At 59.9% G+C, this 22915-nt stretch carries 24 protein-coding genes; 9 read left to right on the top strand and 15 right to left on the bottom strand.

What is annotated here, in order from left to right; all coding sequences use genetic code 11:
* The first annotated feature begins 38 nt into the window (after window positions 1-38).
* Both PI739_RS16320 and PI739_RS16315 read left to right on the top strand, forming a co-directional pair.
* Window positions 39-926 carry a response regulator gene (locus PI739_RS16320; RefSeq protein WP_003432838.1) on the top strand — a complete coding sequence of 296 codons (888 nt, stop codon included), beginning with the start codon at window positions 39-41 and terminating at the stop codon, window positions 924-926.
* Window positions 927-1116: 190 nt separating this feature from the next.
* Window positions 1117-2019, top strand: coding sequence for a peptidoglycan DD-metalloendopeptidase family protein (locus PI739_RS16315; protein ID WP_003367990.1), 903 nt, complete (start codon window positions 1117-1119; stop codon window positions 2017-2019).
* 61 nt (window positions 2020-2080) lie between these two features.
* Here the strand turns inward: PI739_RS16315 and PI739_RS16310 are convergent, their stop codons facing one another.
* The 5 genes from PI739_RS16310 to PI739_RS16290 form a co-directional block, all read right to left on the bottom strand.
* Window positions 2081-3421, bottom strand: coding sequence for a hemolysin family protein (locus PI739_RS16310; RefSeq protein WP_003367992.1), 1341 nt, complete (start codon window positions 3419-3421; stop codon window positions 2081-2083).
* A 100-nt stretch (window positions 3422-3521) separates the two neighbouring features.
* Window positions 3522-4808, bottom strand: coding sequence for a phosphate regulon sensor histidine kinase PhoR (gene phoR / locus PI739_RS16305; protein ID WP_230082027.1), 1287 nt, complete (start codon window positions 4806-4808; stop codon window positions 3522-3524).
* Between the two features lie 96 nt (window positions 4809-4904).
* On the bottom strand, window positions 4905-5594 hold the full coding sequence (phoB, locus tag PI739_RS16300) for a phosphate regulon transcriptional regulator PhoB (RefSeq protein ID WP_002555882.1): 690 nt from the start codon (window positions 5592-5594) through the stop codon (window positions 4905-4907).
* Between the two features lie 164 nt (window positions 5595-5758).
* Window positions 5759-6652: a 4-hydroxybenzoate octaprenyltransferase gene (gene ubiA, locus PI739_RS16295; protein ID WP_054082248.1), complete on the bottom strand. Its 894-nt coding sequence runs from the start codon at window positions 6650-6652 to the stop codon at window positions 5759-5761.
* Window positions 6652-7212, bottom strand: coding sequence for a chorismate--pyruvate lyase family protein (locus tag PI739_RS16290; protein ID WP_054082247.1), 561 nt, complete (start codon window positions 7210-7212; stop codon window positions 6652-6654). Before PI739_RS16290 ends, ubiA begins: the two co-directional genes overlap by 1 nt.
* 188 nt (window positions 7213-7400) lie before the next feature.
* Between PI739_RS16290 and PI739_RS16285 the strand changes: the two genes are divergently transcribed.
* The 5 genes from PI739_RS16285 to PI739_RS16265 all read left to right on the top strand — a co-directional run bounded on the left by PI739_RS16285 (window position 7401) and on the right by PI739_RS16265 (window position 10482).
* Complete coding sequence (locus PI739_RS16285) at window positions 7401-7568, top strand: rubredoxin (protein WP_002555879.1); 168 nt, start codon at window positions 7401-7403, stop codon at window positions 7566-7568.
* Window positions 7569-7631: 63 nt separating this feature from the next.
* Entirely contained in the window at window positions 7632-8780 is a 1149-nt protein-coding gene (locus PI739_RS16280; protein WP_054082246.1) for an NAD(P)/FAD-dependent oxidoreductase, read from the top strand.
* Between the two features lie 192 nt (window positions 8781-8972).
* The gene (locus PI739_RS16275; RefSeq protein WP_003316110.1) at window positions 8973-9248 is read left to right on the top strand and encodes an HU family DNA-binding protein; all 276 of its coding nucleotides are present in this window, start codon (window positions 8973-8975) and stop codon (window positions 9246-9248) included.
* 247 nt (window positions 9249-9495) lie between these two features.
* The gene (locus tag PI739_RS16270) at window positions 9496-9939 is read left to right on the top strand and encodes a hypothetical protein (RefSeq protein WP_003432842.1); all 444 of its coding nucleotides are present in this window, start codon (window positions 9496-9498) and stop codon (window positions 9937-9939) included.
* Window positions 9940-10104: 165 nt separating this feature from the next.
* Window positions 10105-10482 carry an SCP2 sterol-binding domain-containing protein gene (locus PI739_RS16265; RefSeq protein WP_003432843.1) on the top strand — a complete coding sequence of 126 codons (378 nt, stop codon included), beginning with the start codon at window positions 10105-10107 and terminating at the stop codon, window positions 10480-10482.
* Here PI739_RS16265 and PI739_RS16260 read toward each other — a convergent pair whose 3' ends face one another.
* The 10 genes from PI739_RS16260 to PI739_RS16215 form a co-directional block, all read right to left on the bottom strand.
* Complete coding sequence (locus PI739_RS16260) at window positions 10483-12444, bottom strand: DUF7844 domain-containing protein (RefSeq protein WP_054082245.1); 1962 nt, start codon at window positions 12442-12444, stop codon at window positions 10483-10485.
* The gene (locus tag PI739_RS16255) at window positions 12441-12761 is read right to left on the bottom strand and encodes a DUF2388 domain-containing protein (RefSeq protein WP_003368012.1); all 321 of its coding nucleotides are present in this window, start codon (window positions 12759-12761) and stop codon (window positions 12441-12443) included. The genes PI739_RS16260 and PI739_RS16255 overlap by 4 nt, the downstream gene beginning before the upstream one ends.
* Window positions 12762-12799: 38 nt before the next feature.
* On the bottom strand, window positions 12800-13105 hold the full coding sequence (locus PI739_RS16250; protein ID WP_003368014.1) for a DUF2388 domain-containing protein: 306 nt from the start codon (window positions 13103-13105) through the stop codon (window positions 12800-12802).
* An 86-nt stretch (window positions 13106-13191) separates the two neighbouring features.
* Entirely contained in the window at window positions 13192-13509 is a 318-nt protein-coding gene (locus tag PI739_RS16245; protein WP_003368015.1) for a DUF2388 domain-containing protein, read from the bottom strand.
* A gap of 312 nt (window positions 13510-13821) precedes the next feature.
* A complete protein-coding gene (locus PI739_RS16240) occupies window positions 13822-14037 on the bottom strand; it encodes a DUF1127 domain-containing protein (RefSeq protein WP_002555870.1) in 216 nt (71 codons plus the stop codon).
* Between the two features lie 320 nt (window positions 14038-14357).
* Window positions 14358-15851 carry a succinyl-CoA:acetate CoA-transferase ScpC gene (locus PI739_RS16235; RefSeq protein ID WP_003368016.1) on the bottom strand — a complete coding sequence of 498 codons (1494 nt, stop codon included), beginning with the start codon at window positions 15849-15851 and terminating at the stop codon, window positions 14358-14360.
* Between the two features lie 179 nt (window positions 15852-16030).
* On the bottom strand, window positions 16031-17485 hold the full coding sequence (locus tag PI739_RS16230; protein ID WP_003432845.1) for an NAD(P)(+) transhydrogenase (Re/Si-specific) subunit beta: 1455 nt from the start codon (window positions 17483-17485) through the stop codon (window positions 16031-16033).
* Complete coding sequence (locus PI739_RS16225; protein ID WP_002555867.1) at window positions 17482-17805, bottom strand: NAD(P) transhydrogenase subunit alpha part 2; 324 nt, start codon at window positions 17803-17805, stop codon at window positions 17482-17484. The genes PI739_RS16230 and PI739_RS16225 overlap by 4 nt, the downstream gene beginning before the upstream one ends.
* 10 nt (window positions 17806-17815) lie before the next feature.
* Window positions 17816-18937 carry a Re/Si-specific NAD(P)(+) transhydrogenase subunit alpha gene (locus PI739_RS16220; RefSeq protein WP_054082244.1) on the bottom strand — a complete coding sequence of 374 codons (1122 nt, stop codon included), beginning with the start codon at window positions 18935-18937 and terminating at the stop codon, window positions 17816-17818.
* 405 nt (window positions 18938-19342) lie between these two features.
* Complete coding sequence (locus PI739_RS16215; protein WP_054082243.1) at window positions 19343-20266, bottom strand: LysR family transcriptional regulator; 924 nt, start codon at window positions 20264-20266, stop codon at window positions 19343-19345.
* A 153-nt stretch (window positions 20267-20419) separates the two neighbouring features.
* Here PI739_RS16215 and PI739_RS16210 point away from each other — a divergent pair, with 153 nt between their 5' ends.
* Complete coding sequence (locus tag PI739_RS16210) at window positions 20420-21601, top strand: acyl-CoA dehydrogenase (protein WP_003368026.1); 1182 nt, start codon at window positions 20420-20422, stop codon at window positions 21599-21601.
* Window positions 21602-21610: 9 nt separating this feature from the next.
* On the top strand, window positions 21611-22834 hold the full coding sequence (locus PI739_RS16205; protein ID WP_176556720.1) for a CaiB/BaiF CoA transferase family protein: 1224 nt from the start codon (window positions 21611-21613) through the stop codon (window positions 22832-22834).
* The last annotated feature ends 81 nt before the right edge of the window (window positions 22835-22915 follow it).

The raw sequence follows: 22915 nt of genomic DNA, 5'->3' as shown, positions 1-22915 counted from the left end.
CAGTTCGCCTCCAGGTGAACACGCCCGCAGGAGCGTCGATGAGTAAGGTCAGTGTATTGGTGGTGGATGACGCGACTTTCATTCGCGACTTGGTCAAGAAAGGGCTGCGCAATTATTTTCCCGGGATTCATACCGAGGACGCGGTCAATGGTCGCAAGGCTCAGACGTTGCTGGGCAAAGAGGCGTTCGACCTGATTCTGTGCGACTGGGAAATGCCAGAAATGTCCGGCCTGGAGCTGTTGACATGGTGCCGTCAGCAAGACAATTACCTGAGAACCGTGCCGTTCATCATGGTGACCAGCCGTGGTGACAAGGAAAACGTTGTGCAGGCCATTCAGGCCGGTGTGACCGATTTTGTCGGCAAGCCGTTCACCAATGAACAGCTGCTGACCAAGGTCAAGAAAGCACTGGCAAAAGTCGGCAAGCTCGACGCCGTCATGTCCACAGCCCCGGCACGCATGAACTCGCCGCTCAATGACTCGCTGAGCGCATTGACCGGTGGCAAGGCCGAAGTGGTTCGTGCCGCGCCTGTTGCCGCCGCCGCTGCTCCCAAGCCAGCCCCTGCACCCGTCAGATCGGCAGAGCCGACCGGTCGCGGCCAGGGCCAGTTGCGCCTGCCCAACGGCACTCAGTCGTGTGTGATCAAGGCCCTCACCCTGAAAGACGCCACACTGGTGATTCGCGTCAGCGAAAACCTGCCACAGGTACTCGATAGCGCGGTGCTGGACCTGGAGCAGGGCGAGGAAAACGAGGTCGCACGCCTGAACGGCTATCTGCACTCTGTTGCCGCGTTCGAGCAGAAGCCCGACAGCGAATGGTTGCAAGTGACCTTCCGCTTTGTCGATCACGACGCGCAGAAGCTTGATTACCTGTCGCGTCTGATTGCTCGTGGCACGGCGCAGAAGCACTTCATCCCGGGCGCCTGATACCTGCCTCTGAGCTGAGTGGCATGCCCATGCGCGTCAGCCTTGCGCGGTGTTACACGACACCGCGTACCGAGCCTCTGGCGCGCCTTCCTTGACGCTTCATTCATGTCCGATTGATACCCTTGCGTCCTCTTCTGCCTGCAAGGCTGCTAGGCTTGGCACCCAGTGCCCTTGAACCCGAACATCTCCGATGCTTGAACGCCTGCTTATCCTGTTTGCCCTGACGTTGACTGTGCAGTCGGCCGGGGCTGTCACGATTTATAAATTCACCGATGCCAATGGCGTGGTGTCCTTTTCGGACCGGCCGACGCCCGGCGCATCGGTCATGGTGTTTCGGGACCGCATGGTCGAGCGTATCGACGGCCAGGTGCACTTGAGTGTCAGGCGTGAAAAGGGCGTACACAGCCTGTATGTGCGCAACGATCTGTACGCCCCGGTCGAAGTTGAACTCAGGCTTTCCAGTGTGACCAACGTGCTGGGGGTCTCTGGCTCGTCGGCAACGTTGCGTCGCACGATCCCTGCGCGCAGCAACCAGCGCGTGGTGGTCTTGAGCCCCAAGGTGGGGAGCAAGCCGATGAACTACGCCTCGGTGCTGACTTCAACCCTGGGTGATCCCAAGGGCTCGGTGCAAGCCTATAAATACCCGCTGCCGTGGATTGGCGGGCCGTTTCGCCTGACGCAGGGCCCGAATGGCCGATACAGCCATTACGGCGTCAAGGGGCGCTATGCAATGGACATCGCCATGCCGGAGGGCACGCCGATCATTGCCGCGCGCGGCGGCACGGTGGTGAAGATCGAAAACAGTCAGTCAGGGCGCGGCTCGAATGCGTCAGGCAACTTTGTGCGCATTCTGCACGACGACGGCACCATGGGCGTCTACCTGCACCTGATGCGCGGCTCGGTGAGTGTCAGGGAAGGTCAACGGGTGAGTGTTGGAACAGCGCTGGCACGTTCGGGCAACACCGGCAACAGCACCGGCCCGCACCTGCACTTCGTCGTGCAGCGCAACTCGGGCAACGAACTGGTCTCGATCCCCTACGAATTCGCCACACCGGTACAGAGTCTGCCCAACTTCGCCGTCGGCGGGAATTGAGGGGGAGCTATTCATAGCTCCACGCCCTGCGTCCGCCCTTGGGCAGGCGGCGCTGATCGGGTCAGTCCAGCTTCAGTACCTTGGCCAGAACGATTTTCGGGCCTTTCATCTTTTTGATGATGATGCGCAGGCCTTCGACTTCCAGCTGTTCCTCTTCTTCCGGCACACGCTTGAGCGTGTCGTAGATCAGACCGGCCAGCGTCTCGGCTTCGATGTGATCCAGGTCGACGCCCAGCAGGCGCTCGATCTTGAACAATGGCGTATCGCCCCGTACCAGCAGTTTGCCGGGCTGATAGGCGAGAATGCCGCGTTCAACCTTGCGGTGTTCGTCCTGGATGTCGCCCACCAGTACTTCGAGCACGTCTTCCATGGTCAGGTAGCCCACGATCTTGCCGTCGGCTTCTTCTACTACGGCGAAGTGCGCGCCACCCTTGCGGAACTGCTCGAGCAACTGTGACAAAGGCATGTGCCGGGAAACACGTTCCAGCGGGCGGGTCAGCTCGGCGAGGTTGAACGACTCCGGAATATGGTCCAGCGCTGCCAGCTCCAGCAGCAGGTCCTTGATGTGCAACAGGCCGACGAACTCGCCACGTTCAGCGTCATACAGCGGATAACGGCTGAATTTGTGACGGCGGAACAAGGCGAGGATTTCCTTGAGCGGCGCATTGAAGTCCAGCGACACCATGTCTTCGCGGGAGTTGGCCCAGTCGACCACTTCCAGCTCGCCCATTTCCACTGCCGACGCCAGCACGCGCATGCCCTGATCGCTGGGGTCCTGGCCACGGCTGGAGTGCAGGATCAGTTTCAGTTCGTCGCGGCTGTAGCTGTGTTCATGGTGCGGGCCGGGCTCACCCTGTCCAGCGATGCGCAGAATGGCGTTGGCGCTGGCGTTGAGCAGGTAGATGGCCGGGTACATCAACCAGTAGAAGAAGTACAACGGCGCCGCTGTCCACAGCGACAGCAGCTCCGGCTTGCGGATCGCCCAGGATTTGGGGGCCAGCTCGCCGATCACGATGTGCAGATAGGAAATGATGAAGAAGGCGGTAAAGAACGACACGCCCTTGATCAATTCCGGCGTGTCCACGCCCATCGCCGCGAGCAACGGCTCCAGCAGGTGCGCGAAGGCCGGTTCACCGACCCAGCCCAGACCCAGAGAGGCGAGGGTGATACCCAGCTGGCAGGCCGAAAGGTAGGCGTCCAGCTGGCCATGGACCTTGCGCAGGATGTGCCCGCGCCAGCCGTTCTTGTCGGCAATGGCTTCAACCTTGGTCGAGCGCAGTTTGACCATGGCGAACTCTGCCGCAACGAAAAAGCCGTTGAGCAGGACCAGGAACAAAGCAAAAAGAATCATGCCGAAATCGGCGAAGAGTGAAGACAGGTTAAAACTAGGGGAAGGGTCCATGATGGGGTTTTGCAGGGTCCGTATTAATCAGGAAGAGGGTCGTGTCACGTCAGAGAAGACGCCATGAACCCGGCAATGTAGCGGCTCGAAGCAGGATTGCCTAGTAGTCTGAATCGTCGCTCGCGGGTTTGGACAACTGAGCGCTGGCAAAGTGGCAGATAAAAACACTGCCCTTGCCGAGAACACTGTTGATCTCGAGGTTGCCGCGATGGCGCAGCAGCACATGTTTGACGATGGCCAGACCGAGCCCTGTACCGCCGGTATTGGACGCGCGGCTGGTATCGACCCGGTAGAAGCGCTCGGTCAGGCGCGGCAGGTGTTTGGTCTCGATGCCGATCCCTGAATCCTGCACGCTCAGGTGCGCGCCCCGTTCGTCGGCCCACCAGCGAATACGGATCACGCCCTCGGCCGGTGTGTATTTCACGGCATTGAAGATCAGGTTGGAAAACGCGCTGCGCAGCTCGCTTTCGCTGCCCTTGAGGCGCATGTCGCTTTCCAGGCTGAGGTGGATCTGCTGGTTCTTGCTGCCCGACAACGCGTTGGCATCGGCGGTGATGGTCTTGAGCAGTGTATTGACGACCACCGGGTGATTGTCCGACGGATAATCGGTGGCCTCGAGCTTGGCCAGCAACAGCAGATCATTGAGCAGCGTCTGCATGCGCCCGCCTTGCTGATGCATCTGTTGCAGCGCACGTACCCAGCGCGGATTGACCTCGTCGACGTTGTCGAGCAGCGTTTCCAGATAGCCGAAGATCACCGTGAGCGGTGTCCGCAACTCGTGAGACACGTTGGCGACGAAGTCTTTGCGCATCTGCTCCAACTGATGGATGCGCGTCACATCGCGGACCAGCATCAGGTGTTCGTTGTTGCCGTAACGGGTGATCAGCAACTGAATGCGCAGGCGATCGTTGGTTGGCGACGGGATTTCCAGCGGTTCGCTGTAGTCGCCCAGCGCAAAGTATTCCTTGAAGCGTGGATGCCGCACCAGATTGGTCACGGGTTGACCGCTGTCCTGTGGCGTCTTCAGGCCCAGCAGGGTTTCAGCGGCACGGTTCCACCACTCCAGGTTGCCATCGCTGTCGAGCATGATCACTGCATCACGCAGCGCGGCGGTGGACTCCTGCACGCGGTCAATAACGGCCTGAAGGCGGCCACGGACGCGCTGATCCCGACGTTGCAGGTGGTAGATGCTGTCGAAGACTTCGCCCCACAGACCATAACCGTCCGGAGGCGGCTCGTCAGCCTTGTGGCTGCTCAGCCAGTCGTGCAGGCGTAACAGTTGCTTGAGGGTCCAGGCCAGATACAGTCCCAGTCCGGCGGCCAGGCTCCAGGCATACTGCCCACTGATCAGACCGACCAACAGGCAGGCGGTGACCAGCAACAACATGTGGCGTATCAGAGTGCCGTGCCAATTTTGATTCAATTAGGGGTAAATCCTTGTCTGGTCTGCACTGGCCATTGCCTTGCATCGACGCAGCGGTTGTCAGCTCTTGGTCGAGAAACGATAGCCAGTGCCGCGCACGGTTTGTACCAGATTTTCATACGCATCCCCCAAGGCCTTGCGCAGGCGGCGGATGTGAACATCGACGGTGCGTTCTTCGACGTAGACGTTGCCGCCCCATACCTGATCCAGCAACTGACCGCGGGTGTAGGCGCGCTCCTGGTGGGTCATGAAGAACTGCAGCAGACGGTATTCGGTCGGGCCCATTTCGGCGGGTTTGCCGTCGATGGTGACACGGTGGCTGATCGGGTCGAGCAGCAGGCCGCCGACTTCGATGGGCGCTTCGCCGTCAGTCGGGCCGGCACGACGCAGCACGGCTTTGAGGCGCGCCACCAGTTCGCGGGGCGAGAAAGGCTTGGTGATGTAATCGTCGGCGCCCACTTCCAGGCCCTGGATCTTGTTGTCCTCTTCACCCTTGGCGGTGAGCATGATGATCGGGATGTCCCCGGTCAGTTCATCACGCTTGAGGCGCCGGGCCAGTTCGATGCCGGATGTGCCAGGCAGCATCCAGTCGAGCAGAATCAGGTCAGGCTTGCGGTCCACGATGATCGCGTGGGCCTGCTGAGAGTTTTCGGCTTCAATACAGTCGTATCCAGCCATTTCCAACGCAACGGCGATCATTTCGCGAATTGGCGCTTCGTCGTCAACGATCAGGATGCTCCTGCCAGCCATGCTCGAACCTCTTGTCATTTAACTGTCTTGGGGCGCATTAGATAACGGAATTATTGCAGTCGTGTGACAGGTCTGAATGAGGCTAGCACGCTGACAGGCTGCGGGGGCCCGCAGGCCTCGCGATCATGAATTTATTTCAGTCGTGCGCAGGCTGGCAGTGGCCGTTATCCGCGCACCGCGTAGTCGGCGACGATGCCCAGGAATATCGCCAGCCCGGCCCAGTGGTTGTGCAGGAAGGCCTTGAAGCAGGCGTCTCGCCCGCGCTCACGGGTGCTCCAGAATTCCCAGGCGAAACAGCCTGCCGCTGCCAGCAGGCCGATGTAGAAACACGCGCCCAGTTCGAAGCGCGCACCGGCCAGTATCAGGCAGCCCAGTGCCAGCCCTTGCAGGGTCAGGATGATGACCCGGTCGGCATCGCCGAACAGTACTGCGGTGGATTTCACGCCGATTTTCAGGTCGTCGTCGCGATCGACCATGGCATAGTAGGTGTCGTAGCCCACCGTCCACAGCAGGTTGGCGATGTACAGCAACCAGGCTGCAGCGGGCAACTCGCCGGTTTCGGCGGTGAAGGCCATCGGCATGCCCCACGAGAACGCAGCACCCAGCACCACTTGCGGGTAATAGGTGTAGCGCTTCATGAACGGATAGCTGGCCGCCAGGGCGAGACCGCCGAACGACAGCCAGATGGTCGTCGCGTTGGTAAACAGCACCAGCACAAAGCTCAGGCCGACCAGCACCGCAAACAGCACCAGCGCTTCCCTGGAGCTGACTTTGCCGCTGACCAGCGGACGTTGCTCGGTGCGTTTGACGTGGCCGTCCACCTTGCGGTCGGCGAAGTCATTGATCACACAGCCTGCCGCCCGCATCAGAAACACGCCGAGCACAAAAATGAACACGGTCTGCAGCGACGGAGCGCCCTTGCCTGCAATCCAGACCGCCCACAGGGTCGGCCACAGCAGCAGGTAGACGCCGATGGGCTTGTCGATGCGTGTCAGCTGGATGAAGTCCCAGGCGCGCGGGCTCAGACGATTGAGGGATTTGAGGAGGGACAGGTACATCAGGCGTGGTCCTTGTCGTGGATCGCAGTGCACAGGGCTGGCAGGAAAACTTCGGCGACCAGCACGCTCAATGCGCCGCGATCGAATCGCGAGCGGCGTGCCCACAGTCCGCGCGCTGCGTCGGCAGCGGGTAGCCAGGCCTCGGGGTAATGACACACCTCAAGTGTGCCGCGCACGAACGCCGGGTCGCTGAACAGCAACTCACCCAGAGAACGAGTGCCCAGCTCATCCATATTCAGGCCGCCATCCTGCAGGGCGCTACGGGCGGCGACGCTGCGCGCGAACACCCAGTGTTTGCCGTTGCCGCGCAAATACACCTCGCGCACCCAGCCCTCGCCAGCCTCTGGCAGGCCCAGCGCCAGGCACTCATCAGGGCGCAACGGCTGCCAGCCTTCAAACTGCGGAAATACGCTGAAACGACCATCAGACAAACGGTCCAAGCGGCGAGTGAGGGAGTCCTGATTGAACAACCAGTCGAGCATTACCGGGTCCGGCACGTCGATCAATTGCTCGCGCTCAAACCAGACAGGGCCAATGAATGCGGGGGATTGCTGGGTCACGGTAAGCCAGTTCCGGCAGCCAACGAGGCCGCGAGCTTAGCATGATTGCCGGTTTCGACCGACGGTCGGTAGAGCCTGAGTTATAGAATCAGACTTGCATCCGCGCCTGTCGATCAGTACAACGCCCCTTCAGAAGACGGCAACCGACCGTCGTACGCTATTGAGCCTGATAAACGAGAGAACCTGACATGAAGAAATGGCAATGCATCGTCTGTGGCCTGATCTATAACGAAGCCGATGGCTGGCCGGATGACGGAATTGCGCCCGGCACCCTCTGGCAGGATGTGCCGGAAGACTGGCTGTGCCCGGATTGCGGCGTGGGCAAGATGGACTTTGAAATGATCGAAATCGGTTGATTGCTGCCTGCAGACAAGGGCTGGCAACAACGAGCACCAGGCACAGTGAAATAGGAAAGGACAATGAGCGCACCTGTCGTCATCATCGGCACCGGCCTTGCGGGGTATAACCTTGCTCGGGAGTTTCGCAAGCTGGACGCAGACACGTCGCTGCTATTGATCACGGCCGATGATGGCCGTTCCTACTCCAAGCCGATGCTCTCTACCGGCTTTGGCAAAAACAAGGAAGCCGACGGCCTGAGCATGGCTGAAGCCGGCGCCATGGCCGATCAGCTCAAGGCCGAGATCCGCACGCACACGCGCATCAGCGGGATCGATGCCGGGCACAAACGCCTGTGGATCGGCGAAGAGGCGGTGTATTACCGCGATCTGGTGCTGGCCTGGGGCGCCGAAGCCATTCGTGTACCGGTGGAAGGCGATGCAGGCGACGCGATTTTTTCGATCAACGATCTTCAGGATTACGCCCGTTTCCGTGCGGCTGCGTCGGGCAAGCGTCGGGTGCTGATTCTCGGCGCAGGGCTCATTGGCTGTGAATTCGCCAACGACCTGATCCTGGGCGGCTATGAAGTGGATCTGGTGGCGCCGTGCGAACAGGTCATGCCGACCCTGTTGCCCCCTGAGGCGGCGGCTGCGGTGAAAACTGGCCTTGAAAGCCTGGGTGCACGTTTCCATCTGGGGCCGGTGCTGACCCGTCTGAATCGCAATGGCGAGGGCCTGCAAGCGCACTTGTCGGACGGGCAGGTGATTGACTGCGATCTGGTGGTCTCAGCCATCGGCCTGCGTCCTCGCATCGAGCTGGCCGCTGCTGCCGGCCTGCAGACCGGGCGCGGCATTCTGGTCGACCGCCTGCTGCAAACCTCCCACGCCAACATCCACGCGCTGGGTGATTGCGCTGAGGTCGATGGTCTCAACCTGCTCTACGTGATGCCGTTGATGAGCTGCGCTCGTGCCTTGGCCCAGACGCTGGCCGGAAACCCGACCTCAGTCAAATACGGGCCCATGCCGATCACCGTGAAGACGCCAGCCTGCCCGCTGGTGGTTTCGCCGCCGCCGCGTGGCAGCGATGGCCACTGGAGCGTCGAAGGGCAGGGCGCTGATATCAAAGCGCTGTGTCACGACGCCGACGGCCATCTGCTGGGCTATGCCCTGACAGGCGCTGCGGTTATGGAAAAACTCGCACTCAACAAGGTGCTGCCCGCGTTATTGGCGTGATTTCTCGTCATTTTGTCGGATTGACCCCGTATTTCTGCCAATAAACCGCGCTCATGCACTGGCGCGGGTCAGTTCGGCATGCCATCCTCGGTCTTGTCTGCCGCTACGTAGAGCTGTCGCGGCGCCTTGTGGCCGTTGTTTTACAAAAGCGGCGCGGGACATAAAAACAAAAAACCGTAAAAGAGGCTTCATATGCGTAAACCAGAAGTTGCAGCCGCCATCGCTGAAAAGGCGGATCTCACCAAAGAGCAATCCAATCGCGTTCTCAATGCCATTCTTGAAGAGATTACTGGCGCACTGAACCGCAAGGACAGTGTCACGCTGGTAGGTTTCGGTACTTTTCTGCAACGCCACCGTGGCGCCCGCACTGGCAAGAACCCTCAGACCGGGGAGCCGGTCAAAATCAAGGCAAGCAACACGGTTGCCTTCAAGCCGGGGAAAGCCCTGAAAGACAGCGTCAACCCTTGATACCCCGGTGTGCGCCTCGGCGGGAGGCGCACGACCCACAGGCGGGCACACCAATCGGATTGGGTGCCCGTTTCTTGTTTCTGCCGTATGACGCCGATGATGCCTCTCGCTCCCTGTGAGAATTGTCCTACTCCATTGCGTGTAATTGCCTTCCAAAGCCCCAGCTTTGCCTGACTTTTTCTTGTTGCTGATTCCCTTAGAGTGCCGCCCCTGCTGCACCCCTTCAATTACTCTTGGGAAATCCAGAATGAAAAAGCCATGGAAGTTTGCTGCTGTTGCGGCTCTGATCGCCACAACCAGCGGTTGTGTGAGCTACAACGTCAGTCAGCCAAGCGCGCCGCTGGAAGGCACGGTCAAAACCGACCTGAAGGCTGACGTCAAGGTTGGCGGCACTATCAGCGGCGAGTCGTCCACCAACGTGCTGTTCAACTTCCTGAGCTTCGGCGGCGATAATCAGTTCGCCGACGGCGTGACCTACGGTGGTGCAGCTGGCGGTGGCGGCCTGGGTCTGGCGTTGCCTGATCCTGTCTCGACGACCAAAGCGGCAGCTGCCTTCAAGGCGGTTAAATCCTCCGGTGCCGACCTGATTGTTGCGCCGCGCTACGAAGTCAGCGTCAAAGACTACTTCATCTTCAAGAAGGTCGATGTAAAGGTCACGGGTAACAAAGGCAGCATCAACAGCATTCGTTGATGTCAGTGTGATGCTGCTCCCCACGCGGAGCAGCATCCTCATATTCGAGGGCTGTTTTGTGCCGATCTCCCTCGAAATCCATTTTGTCCTACAGGTTTTGCGCCGATAACCCGCTACACTGCTACGCCGATTCCGAGTCGGAACCCGCGTGTTCAGAGGCCGTGTATGAAATTTCGTTTCCTGTTGTGGATGCTGGGCCTGCTGATGGCCCGCGCCAGTCGTAACAATCCGGCGTTCCAGCAGCAATTGGCTGGCAAGGACCTGACCTTTCAGTTGCAGACTGCAGATGGCAAGATTTCACGTCACTTCGTGGTCCATGAGCAACGGATCCGCAGTGCAAGTGGTACGGTTGCAGAGCCGGCCTTTGCCATCGTGTTTCGTGATGCAGCCTTTGGCTTTGATACTCTCCAGGCGAAGAACAAGCAGCTGGCGTTCATGAAGGGCATTCAGGACAAGGATATTCAGATCAAGGGCAACCCGGCCCTGGTGATCTGGTTCCAGGGCCTGGTCAAATACCTCAAACCGAAAAAGAAAGCAGCCTGATCACGGCAGCTGCAGCCCGCCTGCAGCCTTGTGCAACGCCCTCAGGTGCTCCGACACCTGTTTGAGGTTGGCTTCGTTGGCGGCAATCTCTTTGGCGCGCTCAGGCTCCAGCAGGGCTCGCACCTCCTTGTCGAGATCACCGGTCAGGCGCTTGAGCTGCTTCTGGCGCTGACTGCTTTCTGCTTCAAGACGCTGCCATTCTCCTGCCTGTGGCAAACCGTACCCGTCGCTGCCCAGCAGCTCGGCAGGCCGACTGAGGAACCCGCTGCTGGCGAGGATCTCCTGCAGCGTTTTGGTGGCGTTGGAAACCTTGCCGTCTTTCAACTCCCGTGCACCCAGATAGCTCTGTTTCACTTCGTCCTGGGCCAACAACAGTTGCCTGCGCAGGCTGGCCTGCTCCAGCAGCAGAATCGCAGCGCTGGTACGCAGGTCTGCTTTAGCAAACCACTGGCTGCGCTCACTGGCGGGCAGTGCCATCCAGTCTTCCACGCTGTTCTGTTTGATCGGCAGGTGCTTCTTCAGCACTTCGAACATCGCCTGATAGCGATCCCGGTAGGAGTCGAACCGATAGCCCAGACGCAGCGCTTCCTTGGGATCGTCCAATACACTGGTGTCAGCCAGCCCGCGGCCTTCAAGGACTTCAAGCAAACCGTTGGGCAAGATGCTGTCCAGGCCGACGAGCTTGGGGTTGTGCGTACCGGCGCGCAACAGCTTCAGGTTTTCAACGGCGCAGTTGTTCGAGAGGAAGTAGTAGTTGCCGTCGTAGCTCCAGTGCATCTCGGCGGCGTGCTGCACGAGCCCTTCTATTTCCGGACGCGACAGCTTGATTGGTACCGACGCCAGGCTGCGCAGCTCGGTTTTGGTGTATTCATCGATGACCTGCGCCAGTGGCAGGACGAACAGGCGCGACGGGTAGGCCCCCATCAGGCCGTCCCAGCTGGACAGCTGCACGTCGCCGACAAACGCCCGGTACGACAGCACCAGGTGCTGATCAAGGTCCAGTCGGCAATCCGGACCACGCGGGCGGCCGGGTTTGCAAATCACCAGGCGCAACATGCTGTGGCCCCAGCGGCTTGCCCAGTTCTGGTTCGCCTCGGCCAGCAGATAATCCACCGCATACACCCGCTCCGGGTCCAGCTTGCCCAGTGGCTCTCGGCCGAAGTCGCTGCCGGCATTCAGGTAGGGGTAAAACGTCGGGCATTCATTATGGGCTGCAGGTGCCCAGCCAAAACGCTCCTTGTAATAGGCATACAGGGCAGGGCGACGGCAGGCGTAGGCCGGATCGAGGAGGAAGTACTCCATGTTCACCGCCACGAACTCCAGCGGGCTGGTGGTTTCGTAGATGTCCGGGCTGCGGGCGACCTGGCCGTTATGTTCCTCGCGTTCGCCACGACGTCCGACATATTGCTGCCAGCCCGCCAGGTCCAGCAGGCGTGGATCGTCACTCAGGGTGAAGCGGCGCTCGGTCTGGCCGCGGCAGTCGTCAGGCAGACCGACCTTGCCCAGCGAACTGCTACGTGATGTGCAGCGAAAAATCGCCGCTCGCTCGCTGGGAGACCACAGGCGGGCGCGGTCGTAGACGTGGGTCAGCTCGTGCAGGACAGTAGCGAGCAGCTCCCGGCGCACCGTACCGTGTGGCCGGCCCGTCTGAGCGGTGGCTGCCGAGCCGTCCGTCAAGGACGTCAGCAGGTGGCTGTTGAGGTACAGCTGATAGGGACCGGCGGCCTGACCGTAGGCGTTCTGCGGCATGTCAGCGGACCAGCTCACCTCGACGGTGCGGTCCAGTGCTGCGACGAAGCTGGGCGGTAATGCGTGCAGGGCTTCGTCGAGCAGCGCCTGGCTGGCTTGTTGTTGGGGCGCATCAAGGCCGTCGGTGTGCAGTTCCAGCTTCAGGCTGGCAAAGGCATGCGTACCGACCAGCGACAGCGCGCCAGCAAGCAGCCAGGCGCGAAACCGCCTCACAATGCGAGGATTGCTTCAGCCAGGGTCTGATCGCTTGCATCACGCGCTTCCGGCACGCGGCTACGCAGCGTGTCGAACGCAGCATCCAGTTGGGCACCGTGGATATCACCACCGGTGGCAACGTAGCTGGCAGCATCGTCCTTGGCCTGGAGAACGACCTTGGAGTCGCGGATCGATGTGGTGGTGTCGGAAGTGAAATCGATGGTACGGCCGAACGCACGAACGATGATGTTGCTCGTGGCCACAACAGTCTGGGCCTGGGCAAAGTCGGCCAGCAAGAGCAGGCCAAGGGAAGCAGCAATCAGCGGGGTACGCATGTAGTGACGTCTCCAGTTACGCGAAGAGGGGAAAGTGGCTATTGGACGAGGATTGCCTGCGCCAGTTCAAGGTCGCTGGCATGAAGTTTTGCATCTGCCTGACGCAGGGCGTGCAGCGCTGACTCAAGCCGGGCGCCACGCATTTCTCCGTCGCTGGCGATGAATGCAGCCGCATCGTCCCGGGCAGCCATGATCAGTTTGTTATCGAACGGTCCTGTCGAGACCTGACTGGTGGCATAGGCGGTCTTGACCAGGCCTTGCGTGGTCGTATCGAACGCTTGAACCTGACTGACGTACATCAGGCTGGCAAAGGGAGCGATATACAGAAGGTGCACTAAACGCATGACTTTCACGAACCGGCAAAACAGGCTCCAAGGCTAGCGCAATGCGCGGGCCAGAGCTACCCCGGCACGTAGCCGGGGCGCAGCGGTCAGATGGCCAGAATGGCCTGAGCCAGCTGGCTGTCGCTGGCTTGCAGTTCAGGCAGGACCTGGCGGATGTGCTGCAACGCGCCTTCAAGGCGGGCGCTGCGGATGTCGCCAGAGCTGGCCACGAAGCTGGCGGCGTCGTCACGGGCGGCAAGAACGATCTTGTCGTCTTTCAGGGAAGAGGACACGTTGGAGGTCGCGCGGGTCGATGCATTGACGGCATCGACCACTGCGTCAGTGGTGACGATGAAGCTGGAGGCGTTTGCACCGGCTGCGGCGGTCAACAGAAAGACAGCGCCAAGGTTACGTAGCAGAGACATGATCGAGTTCCGTTGTGGACAAGTGGGCACAGACTGCCTGTGAAGCCGAAGGGCTGAGGTAGAGCGCTAGACTATCCCACCCATACTGCAGTTGTCATGAAGGTCGACGGTTTCGGCTTACACAGTTTGCAATATTTGATGACTGTACCTGCCGTATTTTGATTTTGTTAAATCTGTACTGGTTTGGCCGGCGCGCTCTGAATCTGCCCCTGAAACGACAAAACCCGTCTCAGTTGCCTGAGACGGGTTTTGTATGAAGCAATTCGGGTTGCTGGTGGGAGACCTAGAGGTCAAGGACCAGCGGGCGCATGTTTAGCGCCAGAACGGCTTGCTCAGCTCTTCGTAACGCTGGGATTCGCTGATACCGGCGTCAGCCAGCAGGCGTGCATCCAGACGGGCCAGCTGGTGGCGGCTGGACAGGCGACGCTGCCAGAGCATCAGGTTGGCGAATACGCGCAGAGGCAGAGAGGCTTTTGCGGTGGTAACGGTGCTTTCGCTGAACAGATCGGAACTGATTGTACGTTCCATGGTGTGACTTCCTTCCGCTTGTGGCGGGATAAGTGAGTTGCTTGACTGGTGCCCATTTTCCTCGCGTGCGTCCAGCTTCCATAGACACAGTTCACCTGTATTGTGAGGGTTCAGTTAACTGTGATTGGACACTGTTTTGTTCATAAATGGGGCAACTGTACCGGTCTGCACTTTATGGGTGCATTTTGTGGTCGATTGTGGTGATTTTGACCTTTCAAGGCAGTTTTATGACCGGTACAGCAGTACAGTTTTTCGATAAGCCCTCGGGTGCCAGCTGAAAGTGAATCGGAAAAGCGCTTGCTCACTTCCAACTGTCCTGTTCAGGCTGGCAGCATGCGCCCGGTTTCTTCCAGGTTGATGTGCCAACTCAGTGCTTCGCGCAGGATGTGCGGGGTATGCCCGCCCACGGCGCAAGCGGCACTGAAATAGGTGTTCAGCGCATCGCGATAATCCGGATGCACGCAGTTATCGATGATTACTCTGGCGCGTTCGCGTGGCGCCAGACCGCGCAGGTCCGCCAGGCCCTGCTCGGTGACCAGGATGTCGACATCGTGTTCGGTGTGGTCGACATGGCTGACCATGGGCACGACGCTGGAGATCGCGCCACCTTTGGCGATCGATTTGGTGACGAAGATCGCCAGGTGTGCGTTACGCGAGAAGTCCCCGGAACCGCCAATGCCGTTCATCATGCGTGTGCCGCAGATGTGGGTGGAGTTCACATTGCCGTACAGGTCGAACTCCAGCGCGGTATTGATCCCGATGATACCCAGGCGACGGATCACCTCGGGGTGGTTGGAGATTTCCTGCGGGCGCAGTACCAGCCTGGATTTGTAGCGATTGAAGTCGGCAAAGACCTCAGCGTGCTTGGCCGCCGACAAGGTCATGGAGCTGCCCGAGGCAAAGGTCAGTTTGCCTGCATCGAACAGGTCGAATGTCGAGTCCTGCAGCACCTCGGAGTACATCGTCAGGTCGGTGAAGGGAGACGCCAGCAGGCCGTGCATCACGGCGTTGGCAATGTTGCCTATCCCGGCCTGCAACGGCATCAGCTTGTCGGTCAGCCGGTCTTCGCGCACTTCTTTCTTGAAGAACTCCACCAGATGATTGGCAATGGCCTGAGTGTCGGCGTCAGGCGGCGTTACCGTGGAGGGCGAGTCAGGCTGGTTGCTGATGACAATGCCGACTATTTTTGCCGGGTCGATCTTCACCGCGTGGCTGCCGATACGCGAATCTGCCTCCAGGACTGGAATCGGCAGGCGTGTCGGTCTGTAGCTGGGTATATAAATGTCGTGCAGACCTTCAAGCTCGAGTGGCTGGGACAGGTTGATTTCCACGATGACCTGTTTGGCCAGGATGGCAAAGCTGGCCGAGTTGCCCACGGAGGTGCTCAGCACCAGATGGCCCTCTTCGGTGATCGCCACGCATTCGATCACGGCCAGGTCCACCGCCTTGATCTGTCGATTGCGCAGCAGCTCGACGGTGTCGGACAAATGCTGATCGATGAACATCACCGTGCCGTTGTTGATCGCCTTGCGCAGCGTGCTGTCGACCTGAAAGGGCATTCGCCGGGACAGTACACCGGACTCGGTCAGCTGCTTGTCAAGATCATTGCCCAGACTGGCGCCGGTCATCAGGCTGATTTTCAGCGGCGTCACTTTGGCGCGCTCGGCCAGCGCGTGGGGCACAGCCTTGGCTTCGCCTGCACGGGTGAAGCCACTCATGCCGACGGTCATGCCGTCTTCAATCAAGGCGGCAGCGTCGGCTGCGCTCATAACCTTGCTCATCAGGGAGGGCCGGCGGATACGGTCACGGTACATGGGTCTGTCTCGTAGATAGAAGCGAACGACAAGTCTAGAGCCTTGGCCGATCTTCGTCCTGCTACCAAGGTCGCATTTGACCGCTCTAATTAGCGGGTTCCAGCGCAAAACACTGTTACGCGGAATGTAAAAAGCCCCGGTCGCCAAGCGAGCCGGGGCTTCAATGGAGCGGGGTCAGGCTAGGCGTTTTCGACGGCCTTCACCATGTCCTCGATCACCTTTTTGGCGTCTCCGAACACCATCATGGTTTTATCCAGGTAGAACAATTCGTTATCCAGACCTGCGTAACCACTGGCCATCGAGCGTTTGTTGACGATGATGGTCTTGGCCTTGAACGCCTCCAGGATGGGCATCCCGGCGATAGGGGATTTCGGATCGTTCTTGGCGGCCGGGTTGACCACGTCGTTGGCACCGAGCACCAGCACCACATCGGCCTGACCGAATTCGGAGTTGATGTCGTCCATCTCGAACACTTGGTCGTAAGGCACTTCGGCTTCGGCCAGCAGCACGTTCATGTGCCCGGGCATGCGTCCGGCCACCGGGTGAATGGCGTACTTCACGGTGACGCCGCGGTGTACGAGCTTCTCGGTCAGTTCCTTGAGCGCGTGCTGGGCGCGAGCCACTGCCAGGCCGTAACCGGGCACGATGATCACCGTGTCGGCGTTGGTCAGCAAGAAGGTTGCGTCGTCTGCCGAGCCGGACTTCACCGGGCGTGCTTCCTTCGCACCCGCCGGGCCTGCCGAGTCCGTTGCGCCGCCGAAGCCGCCGCCGATCACGTTGAAGAACGAGCGGTTCATCGCCTTGCACATGATGTAGGAGAGAATCGCGCCCGAGGAGCCCACCAGCGAGCCTGCGATGATCAGCATCGAGTTGTTCAGCGAAAAGCCGATACCGGCGGCTGCCCAGCCCGAATAGCTGTTGAGCATCGACACCACTACCGGCATGTCGGCCCCGCCAATCGGGATGATCAGCAACACACCGATGACGAAGGCCAGCGCCAGCATGATCGCAAAGGCAGTGAGGCTGCCGGTGAACATGAAGGTCAGGCCGAAGAACAGCGTGGCCAGGCCAAGGACCAGGTTGAGCGTGTGCTGGCCGGAAAACTGTACCGGTGCGCCTTGAAAGAGGCGAAATTTGTACTTGCCCGAGAGTTTGCCGAAAGCGATGACCGAACCCGAGAAGGTGATCGCACCGATGGCTGCCCCGAGGAACAGCTCCAAACGGTTGCCGGCCGGAATCGCATCGCCCAGATTGCGAACGATGCCCAGTGATTGAGGTTCGACGACTGCAGCGATAGCGATGAACACCGCGGCCAGGCCGATCATGCTGTGCATGAACGCCACCAGCTCCGGCATTTTGGTCATTTCGACGCGCTTGGCCATGATCGAGCCAGCGGTTCCGCCCACCAGCAGGCCGACTACGATGTAGCCGATGCCCGCGCTGGTCCCTTCAGCGGTAGACAGTGCCGCGAGCTTGAAGACCAGGCCGATCGTGGTGATGACCGCCAGGCCCATGCCGAGCATGCCGAACAGGTTGCCACGGCGCGAGGTGGTCGGGTGCGACAAGCCTTTGAGTGCCTGGATGAAGCAGATCGATGCGATCAGGTACAGCAGGGTAACCAGATTCATGCTCATGACTTGGGCGCCTCATCCTTTGCCTTGGGGGCCTTTTTCCTGAACATTTCCAGCATCCGCCGAGTGACCAGAAACCCGCCAAACACGTTCACGGCTGCCAGTGCGACCGCCAGCGTGCCCATGGTCTTGCCCAGCGGTGTGACCGTGAGCGCGGCGGCTAGCATGGCACCTACGATAACGATGGCAGAGATGGCATTGGTGACCGCCATGAGTGGCGTGTGCAGCGCAGGCGTGACGTTCCAGACCACGTGGTAGCCGACATAAATCGCCAGTACGAAAATGATCAGGTTGTAGACGCCGGGGGAAATCAGCTCTTCCATTGGTGTGTCCTCAGCCGTTCTTGCGGACAACTTGCCCGTCGCGGCACATCAGGCATGCGGCGACGATGTCGTCTTCGAGGTTGATCGAGAATGTGCCGTCCTTGTCGAACAGCAGCTTCATGAAGTCCAGCAGGTTGCGGGCGTAGAGCGCCGATGCATCGGCAGCGACCAGAGCGGGCAGGTTGGTGTGGCCCACGATGGTCACGCCGTGCTCGACAACCACTTGATCGGCAACGGTCAGCGGGCAGTTGCCGCCTTGTGCAGCGGCCAGGTCAATCACCACCGAGCCGGGCTTCATCTGCGCCACGGTTTCTGCGCCGAGCAGCACCGGGGCCTTGCGGCCGGGAATGAGTGCGGTCGTGATGACGATGTCCGACAGTTTCGCGCGCTCATGCACGGCGGCGGCCTGGCGTTGCATCCAGCTGGCCGGCATCGGGCGCGCGTAGCCACCAACGCCTTCGGCGCATTCGCGCTCTTCGTCGGTCTCGTAGGGCACATCAATGAATTTCGCGCCCAGCGACTCGATCTGCTCCTTCACTGCCGGACGCACATCCGAAGCTTCTACCACGGCGCCAAGTCTTTTGGCGGTGGCAATGGCCTGCAGGCCGGCAACGCCTGCGCCGAGGATCAGCACCCGGGCAGCTTTGACGGTGCCGGCAGCGGTCATCAGCATAGGCATGAAGCGCGGGTAGTGATGCGAGGCGAGCAGTACTGCCTTATAGCCCGCAATGTTGGCTTGCGAAGACAGCACATCAAGGCTTTGCGCCCGCGATGTGCGCGGCGCGGCTTCCAGGGCGAACGCGGTAATGCCACGTGCGGCCATCTTGCCGATCAGTTCGTTGTTGAAGGGGTTGAGCATGCCGATGACCACCGAGCCGCTTTTGATCAGGCTCAGCGCCTCTTCGTCAGGTGCGACGACCTTGAGAATCAGTTCGGCCGCATAGGTCTGGTGCGTGTCACCGATCACCGCGCCAGCAGCCTCGTAAGCGCTGTCTGGAAAGCTGGCATGAAGGCCTGCGCCGCTTTGCACCGTAACCCGGTGACCCTGGCTGATCAGCTTTTTGATGGTTTCCGGAGTAGCAGCTACCCGGGTTTCGCCCGCTTGTGTTTCGAGAGGAACGCCAATGTGCACGACAAATCTCCTGCGCGATTTTTTATCGTTCGTATGTAGGCCAGTGCACTACGGCTGGTGCGTCTGGCTTGGCCAATCAGCACACCCCTTTGCAGCAGGGGCGGGGCATTTTGCAGGCGAAGTTTGCAGGCTTCAATACATTCTGTAACGAAACTATAGGTGAACTACAAGTCACACTGTGACCTATTGTCGCACTTATTCGACAGGGCCCTTTGTCTGTATGGGCTGCGACGATATTCCTTACGAAAAACAGGTGATAAAAGTTTTTCTGCCGAAAATCCGATAAATGCGCCGTATCGACCTATAGACCCTATAAATAAAGGGTTATGTCCCGTTTTCTGTGCGCGATCGGAAGTTATTTAAGGGCGACATAAGTTTATATCTGTAGGTGCCAACAGCTATGGGCTACCTGAGATATGGGTCGGATTTTTCCTGGGGCAACTGGTAAGCCCTGGCCTGTTCGATCAGCCAGTCACGAAACGCAGTCAGCGATGCCGATTCAACTTTGCGCTCAGGAATCATCAGGTGATAGGCCTTACTGCCGGGCAGCGACCGAGTGTTCGCGATCACCAGACGCTTTTCCTGCAGTTCGCGTTGAATGAGGAAGGGAGGAATCAGAGCAACGCCCATGTCATGCATGGCCGCCTGCGCCAGCATCGAGAACAGCTCGTAGCGCGGACCGGTCATGTCGCGCGCGACATCCAGATCCTGCGCATTGAACCATTGGCGCCAGGCGTAGGGCCGGGTGGTCTGTTGCAGCAGCGGCAGTTCGGCCAGTTCACGTGCTCCCAGACTGTCGCGACCTTCAAGAAAAGAGGGGCTGCAGACCGGCATGGAGTTTTCGCTCATCAGTCGATGCGACTGGGTGCCGGACCAGTCCGCATCGCCAAAATAAATGGCGGCATCGAAGTCGGTGTCGGCAAACAGGAATGGGCGGGTGCGGTTGGTCAGGTGGACCGTGACGTCGGGATGCTTGTGCTGGAAGTCCTTCAGGCGCGGCAGCAGCCACTGAGTGCCGAAGGTCGGCACCACGGCGAGCTCGATGGCATTGGCGCCTTGTTGGCCCATGACCGACAGTGTGTCGCGCTCGACCGCGTCCAGTTGCTGGGAAACACGACGGCTATAGGAAAGCCCGGCTTCCGTGAGCTTTACGCCCCTGCGCGAACGCCGGAACAGCTCGACGCCGAGAAACTCTTCCAGCCCGCCGATTTGCCGACACACGGCGCCTTGCGTGAGGGACAGCTCATGAGCGGCCTTGGTGAAGCTCTCGTGGCGGGCGGCTGCCTCGAAGCTGACCAGTGCAGTCGTGCTGGGTATCTTGCGTCTCATGTACTTTCTTCTCACTGGTATTTTTGTTTTGGAGCGCCTTTATGTGTCTCGGAGTGAGAAATTAGCACACACGCTTGATAAAACCTCGTTTGTCGCTGGCATGGGCCAGGACTAGGATCACTGCAGGATTTCATCTGAACGCGAGGAACTGGCATGAGCGGTAAGGCAAGCTTTAACTGGATTGACCCCTTGTTGCTGGATCAACAGCTCACCGAAGAAGAGCGCATGGTCCGCGACACGGCCGAGCAGTTCGCCCAGAGCAAGCTGGCCCCGCGCGTGCTGGAAGCATTCCGTCACGAGAAAACCGACCCGGCCATCTTTCGCGAGATGGGCGAGGTGGGGCTCTTGGGGGCGACCATCCCGGAAGAGTTCGGTGGCAGCGGTCTGAATTACGTGTGTTATGGGCTGATCGCGCGTGAAGTCGAACGTATCGATTCGGGCTACCGTTCGATGATGAGTGTGCAGTCCTCGCTGGTCATGGTGCCGATCAACGAGTTCGGTACGCAGGCCCAGAAACAGAAGTACCTGCCCAAACTGGCTTCTGGCGAATGGATCGGTTGCTTCGGCCTGACCGAGCCCGATCATGGGTCCGACCCTGGAGCGATGATCACCCGCGCCCGGAGCGTCGAGGGTGGTTACCGCTTGAGCGGCAGCAAGATGTGGATCACCAACAGCCCGATCGCTGATGTGTTCGTAGTGTGGGCCAAGGACGATGCCGGCGATATCCGCGGTTTCGTTCTCGAAAAAGGCTGGGCGGGCCTGAGCGCTCCGGCCATCCACGGCAAGGTCGGTTTGCGCGCATCGATCACCGGCGAGATCGTCATGGATAACGTGTTCGTGCCCGAAGAGAACATCTTCCCCGACGTGCGCGGTCTGAAGGGGCCGTTCACCTGCCTCAACTCGGCACGGTATGGCATTTCCTGGGGCGCGCTGGGTGCTGCAGAGTTCTGCTGGCACACCGCGCGGCAGTACACCCTGGACCGCCAGCAATTCGGCCGTCCGTTGGCGGCCAATCAGCTGATCCAGAAGAAGCTGGCAGACATGCAGACCGAAATCACTCTGGCCTTGCAGGGTTGCCTGCGTCTGGGGCGCATGAAGGACGAAGGTACGGCTGCCGTGGAGATCACCTCGATCATGAAGCGCAACTCGTGCGGCAAATCGCTGGATATCGCGCGCATGGCTCGCGACATGCTGGGCGGCAATGGCATCTCGGATGAGTTCGGCATCGCCAGGCATCTGGTCAACCTGGAGGTTGTGAATACCTACGAAGGCACGCACGACGTGCATGCGTTGATTCTGGGGCGTGCGCAGACCGGCATTCAGGCTTTCTATTAAGGAGGGCTGATCATGGGCGCGCTTTCGCATATCCGGGTGCTCGACCTGTCGAGAGTCCTGGCCGGGCCATGGGCCGGACAGATCCTTGCTGACCTTGGCGCCGATGTGATCAAGGTCGAGCGCCCAGGGGGCGGCGATGACACTCGCTCATGGGGGCCGCCGTTCCTTCAGGATGCTGCGGGGCAGAACACTACCGAGGCGGCCTATTACCTGTCCGCCAATCGTAATAAACAGTCAGTCACTATCGACTTCACGCGCCCTGAAGGGCAAAGGCTGGTGCGCGAGCTGGCGGCGAAGTCCGACATCGTGATCGAAAACTTCAAGGTCGACGGGCTGGCGGCTTACGGGCTGGATTACGAGTCGCTGAAGGTGGTCAACCCGAGGCTGATCTATTGCTCCATTACCGGCTTTGGGCAAAGCGGGCCGTATGCGCGGCGTCCGGGTTACGATTTCATGATTCAGGCGCTGGGTGGCTTGATGAGTCTTACCGGCTTGCCTGATGGTGAGGAGGGTGCGGGGCCGGTGAAGGTCGGCGTCGCATTGACCGACATCCTGACGGGTCTGTATTCGACGACGGCCATTCTCGCCGCTCTGGCCCATCGTGATCAAAGCGATATCGGCCAGTACATTGATATGGCGCTGCTGGATGTACAGGTGGCCTGTCTGGCCAATCAGGGCATGAACTACCTGACTACCGGAATAGCGCCCAAGCGTTTGGGAAATGCTCATCCCAACATCGTGCCCTATCAGGATTTTCCCACTGCCGATGGCGACCTGATCCTGACTGTCGGCAATGACAGTCAGTTCAGGAAGTTTGCCGCTGTGGCGGGGCAGCCGCAGTGGGCGGAAGATCCTCGCTTCCTGACCAACAAACTGCGAGTAGCTCATCGTGCCGAGCTGATTCCGTTGATTCGCCAAGTGACAGTGTTCAAGGCCACTGCCCAGTGGGTCAGTGAGCTGGAGGCAGCCGGTGTGCCCTGCGGGCCGGTCAATGATCTGGCTCAGGTGTTCGCCGATCCGCACGTGGTGGCGCGGGGTTTGGCCATAGAGCTCCCTCATGTGCTGGCCGGGCGTGTTCCGCAGGTGGCCAGCCCTATTCGGCTGTCCGAAACGCCAGTCGAATACACAAGGGCGCCGCCCTTGCTGGGAGAGCATACGGCGCAAGTGCTGCAGGCGCTGCTGGGGATTGGTGAGGAAGAGATCACTGTGCTGCGCGAGGCGGGGGTGCTGTAGCTATATAGAAGAAAGCGTTTGCGAAGAGCTCTTCTATATAGCCAGGGGGCCTTTAAGGTTAATTTCGGCGATTTTGAAATT

This window comes from Pseudomonas cerasi, assembly GCF_027983475.1.
In the GTDB taxonomy this organism is placed as follows: Bacteria; Pseudomonadota; Gammaproteobacteria; order Pseudomonadales; family Pseudomonadaceae; genus Aquipseudomonas; species Aquipseudomonas cerasi.
The sequence above is the reverse complement of the archived record's forward strand: the minus strand, read 5'-3'. Positions and strand labels throughout refer to the sequence as shown.

Bases quoted from the DNA above. Each gene is read 5' to 3' on its own strand.
- PI739_RS16320 (WP_003432838.1), top strand. From the start codon at position 39: ATGAGTAAGGTCAGTGTATTGGTGGTGGATGACGCGACTTTCATTCGC.
- PI739_RS16315 (WP_003367990.1), top strand. From the start codon at position 1,117: ATGCTTGAACGCCTGCTTATCCTGTTTGCCCTGACGTTGACTGTGCAG.
- PI739_RS16310 (WP_003367992.1), bottom strand. From the start codon at position 3,421: ATGGACCCTTCCCCTAGTTTTAACCTGTCTTCACTCTTCGCCGATTTC.
- phoR (WP_230082027.1), bottom strand. From the start codon at position 4,808: ATGTTGTTGCTGGTCACCGCCTGCCTGTTGGTCGGTCTGATCAGTGGG.
- phoB (WP_002555882.1), bottom strand. From the start codon at position 5,594: ATGGCTGGCAGGAGCATCCTGATCGTTGACGACGAAGCGCCAATTCGC.
- ubiA (WP_054082248.1), bottom strand. From the start codon at position 6,652: ATGTACCTGTCCCTCCTCAAATCCCTCAATCGTCTGAGCCCGCGCGCC.
- PI739_RS16285 (WP_002555879.1), top strand. From the start codon at position 7,401: ATGAAGAAATGGCAATGCATCGTCTGTGGCCTGATCTATAACGAAGCC.
- PI739_RS16280 (WP_054082246.1), top strand. From the start codon at position 7,632: ATGAGCGCACCTGTCGTCATCATCGGCACCGGCCTTGCGGGGTATAAC.
- PI739_RS16275 (WP_003316110.1), top strand. From the start codon at position 8,973: ATGCGTAAACCAGAAGTTGCAGCCGCCATCGCTGAAAAGGCGGATCTC.
- PI739_RS16270 (WP_003432842.1), top strand. From the start codon at position 9,496: ATGAAAAAGCCATGGAAGTTTGCTGCTGTTGCGGCTCTGATCGCCACA.
- PI739_RS16265 (WP_003432843.1), top strand. From the start codon at position 10,105: ATGAAATTTCGTTTCCTGTTGTGGATGCTGGGCCTGCTGATGGCCCGC.
- PI739_RS16255 (WP_003368012.1), bottom strand. From the start codon at position 12,761: ATGCGTACCCCGCTGATTGCTGCTTCCCTTGGCCTGCTCTTGCTGGCC.
- PI739_RS16250 (WP_003368014.1), bottom strand. From the start codon at position 13,105: ATGCGTTTAGTGCACCTTCTGTATATCGCTCCCTTTGCCAGCCTGATG.
- PI739_RS16245 (WP_003368015.1), bottom strand. From the start codon at position 13,509: ATGTCTCTGCTACGTAACCTTGGCGCTGTCTTTCTGTTGACCGCCGCA.
- PI739_RS16240 (WP_002555870.1), bottom strand. From the start codon at position 14,037: ATGGAACGTACAATCAGTTCCGATCTGTTCAGCGAAAGCACCGTTACC.
- PI739_RS16235 (WP_003368016.1), bottom strand. From the start codon at position 15,851: ATGTACCGTGACCGTATCCGCCGGCCCTCCCTGATGAGCAAGGTTATG.
- PI739_RS16230 (WP_003432845.1), bottom strand. From the start codon at position 17,485: ATGAGCATGAATCTGGTTACCCTGCTGTACCTGATCGCATCGATCTGC.
- PI739_RS16225 (WP_002555867.1), bottom strand. From the start codon at position 17,805: ATGGAAGAGCTGATTTCCCCCGGCGTCTACAACCTGATCATTTTCGTA.
- PI739_RS16215 (WP_054082243.1), bottom strand. From the start codon at position 20,266: ATGAGACGCAAGATACCCAGCACGACTGCACTGGTCAGCTTCGAGGCA.
- PI739_RS16210 (WP_003368026.1), top strand. From the start codon at position 20,420: ATGAGCGGTAAGGCAAGCTTTAACTGGATTGACCCCTTGTTGCTGGAT.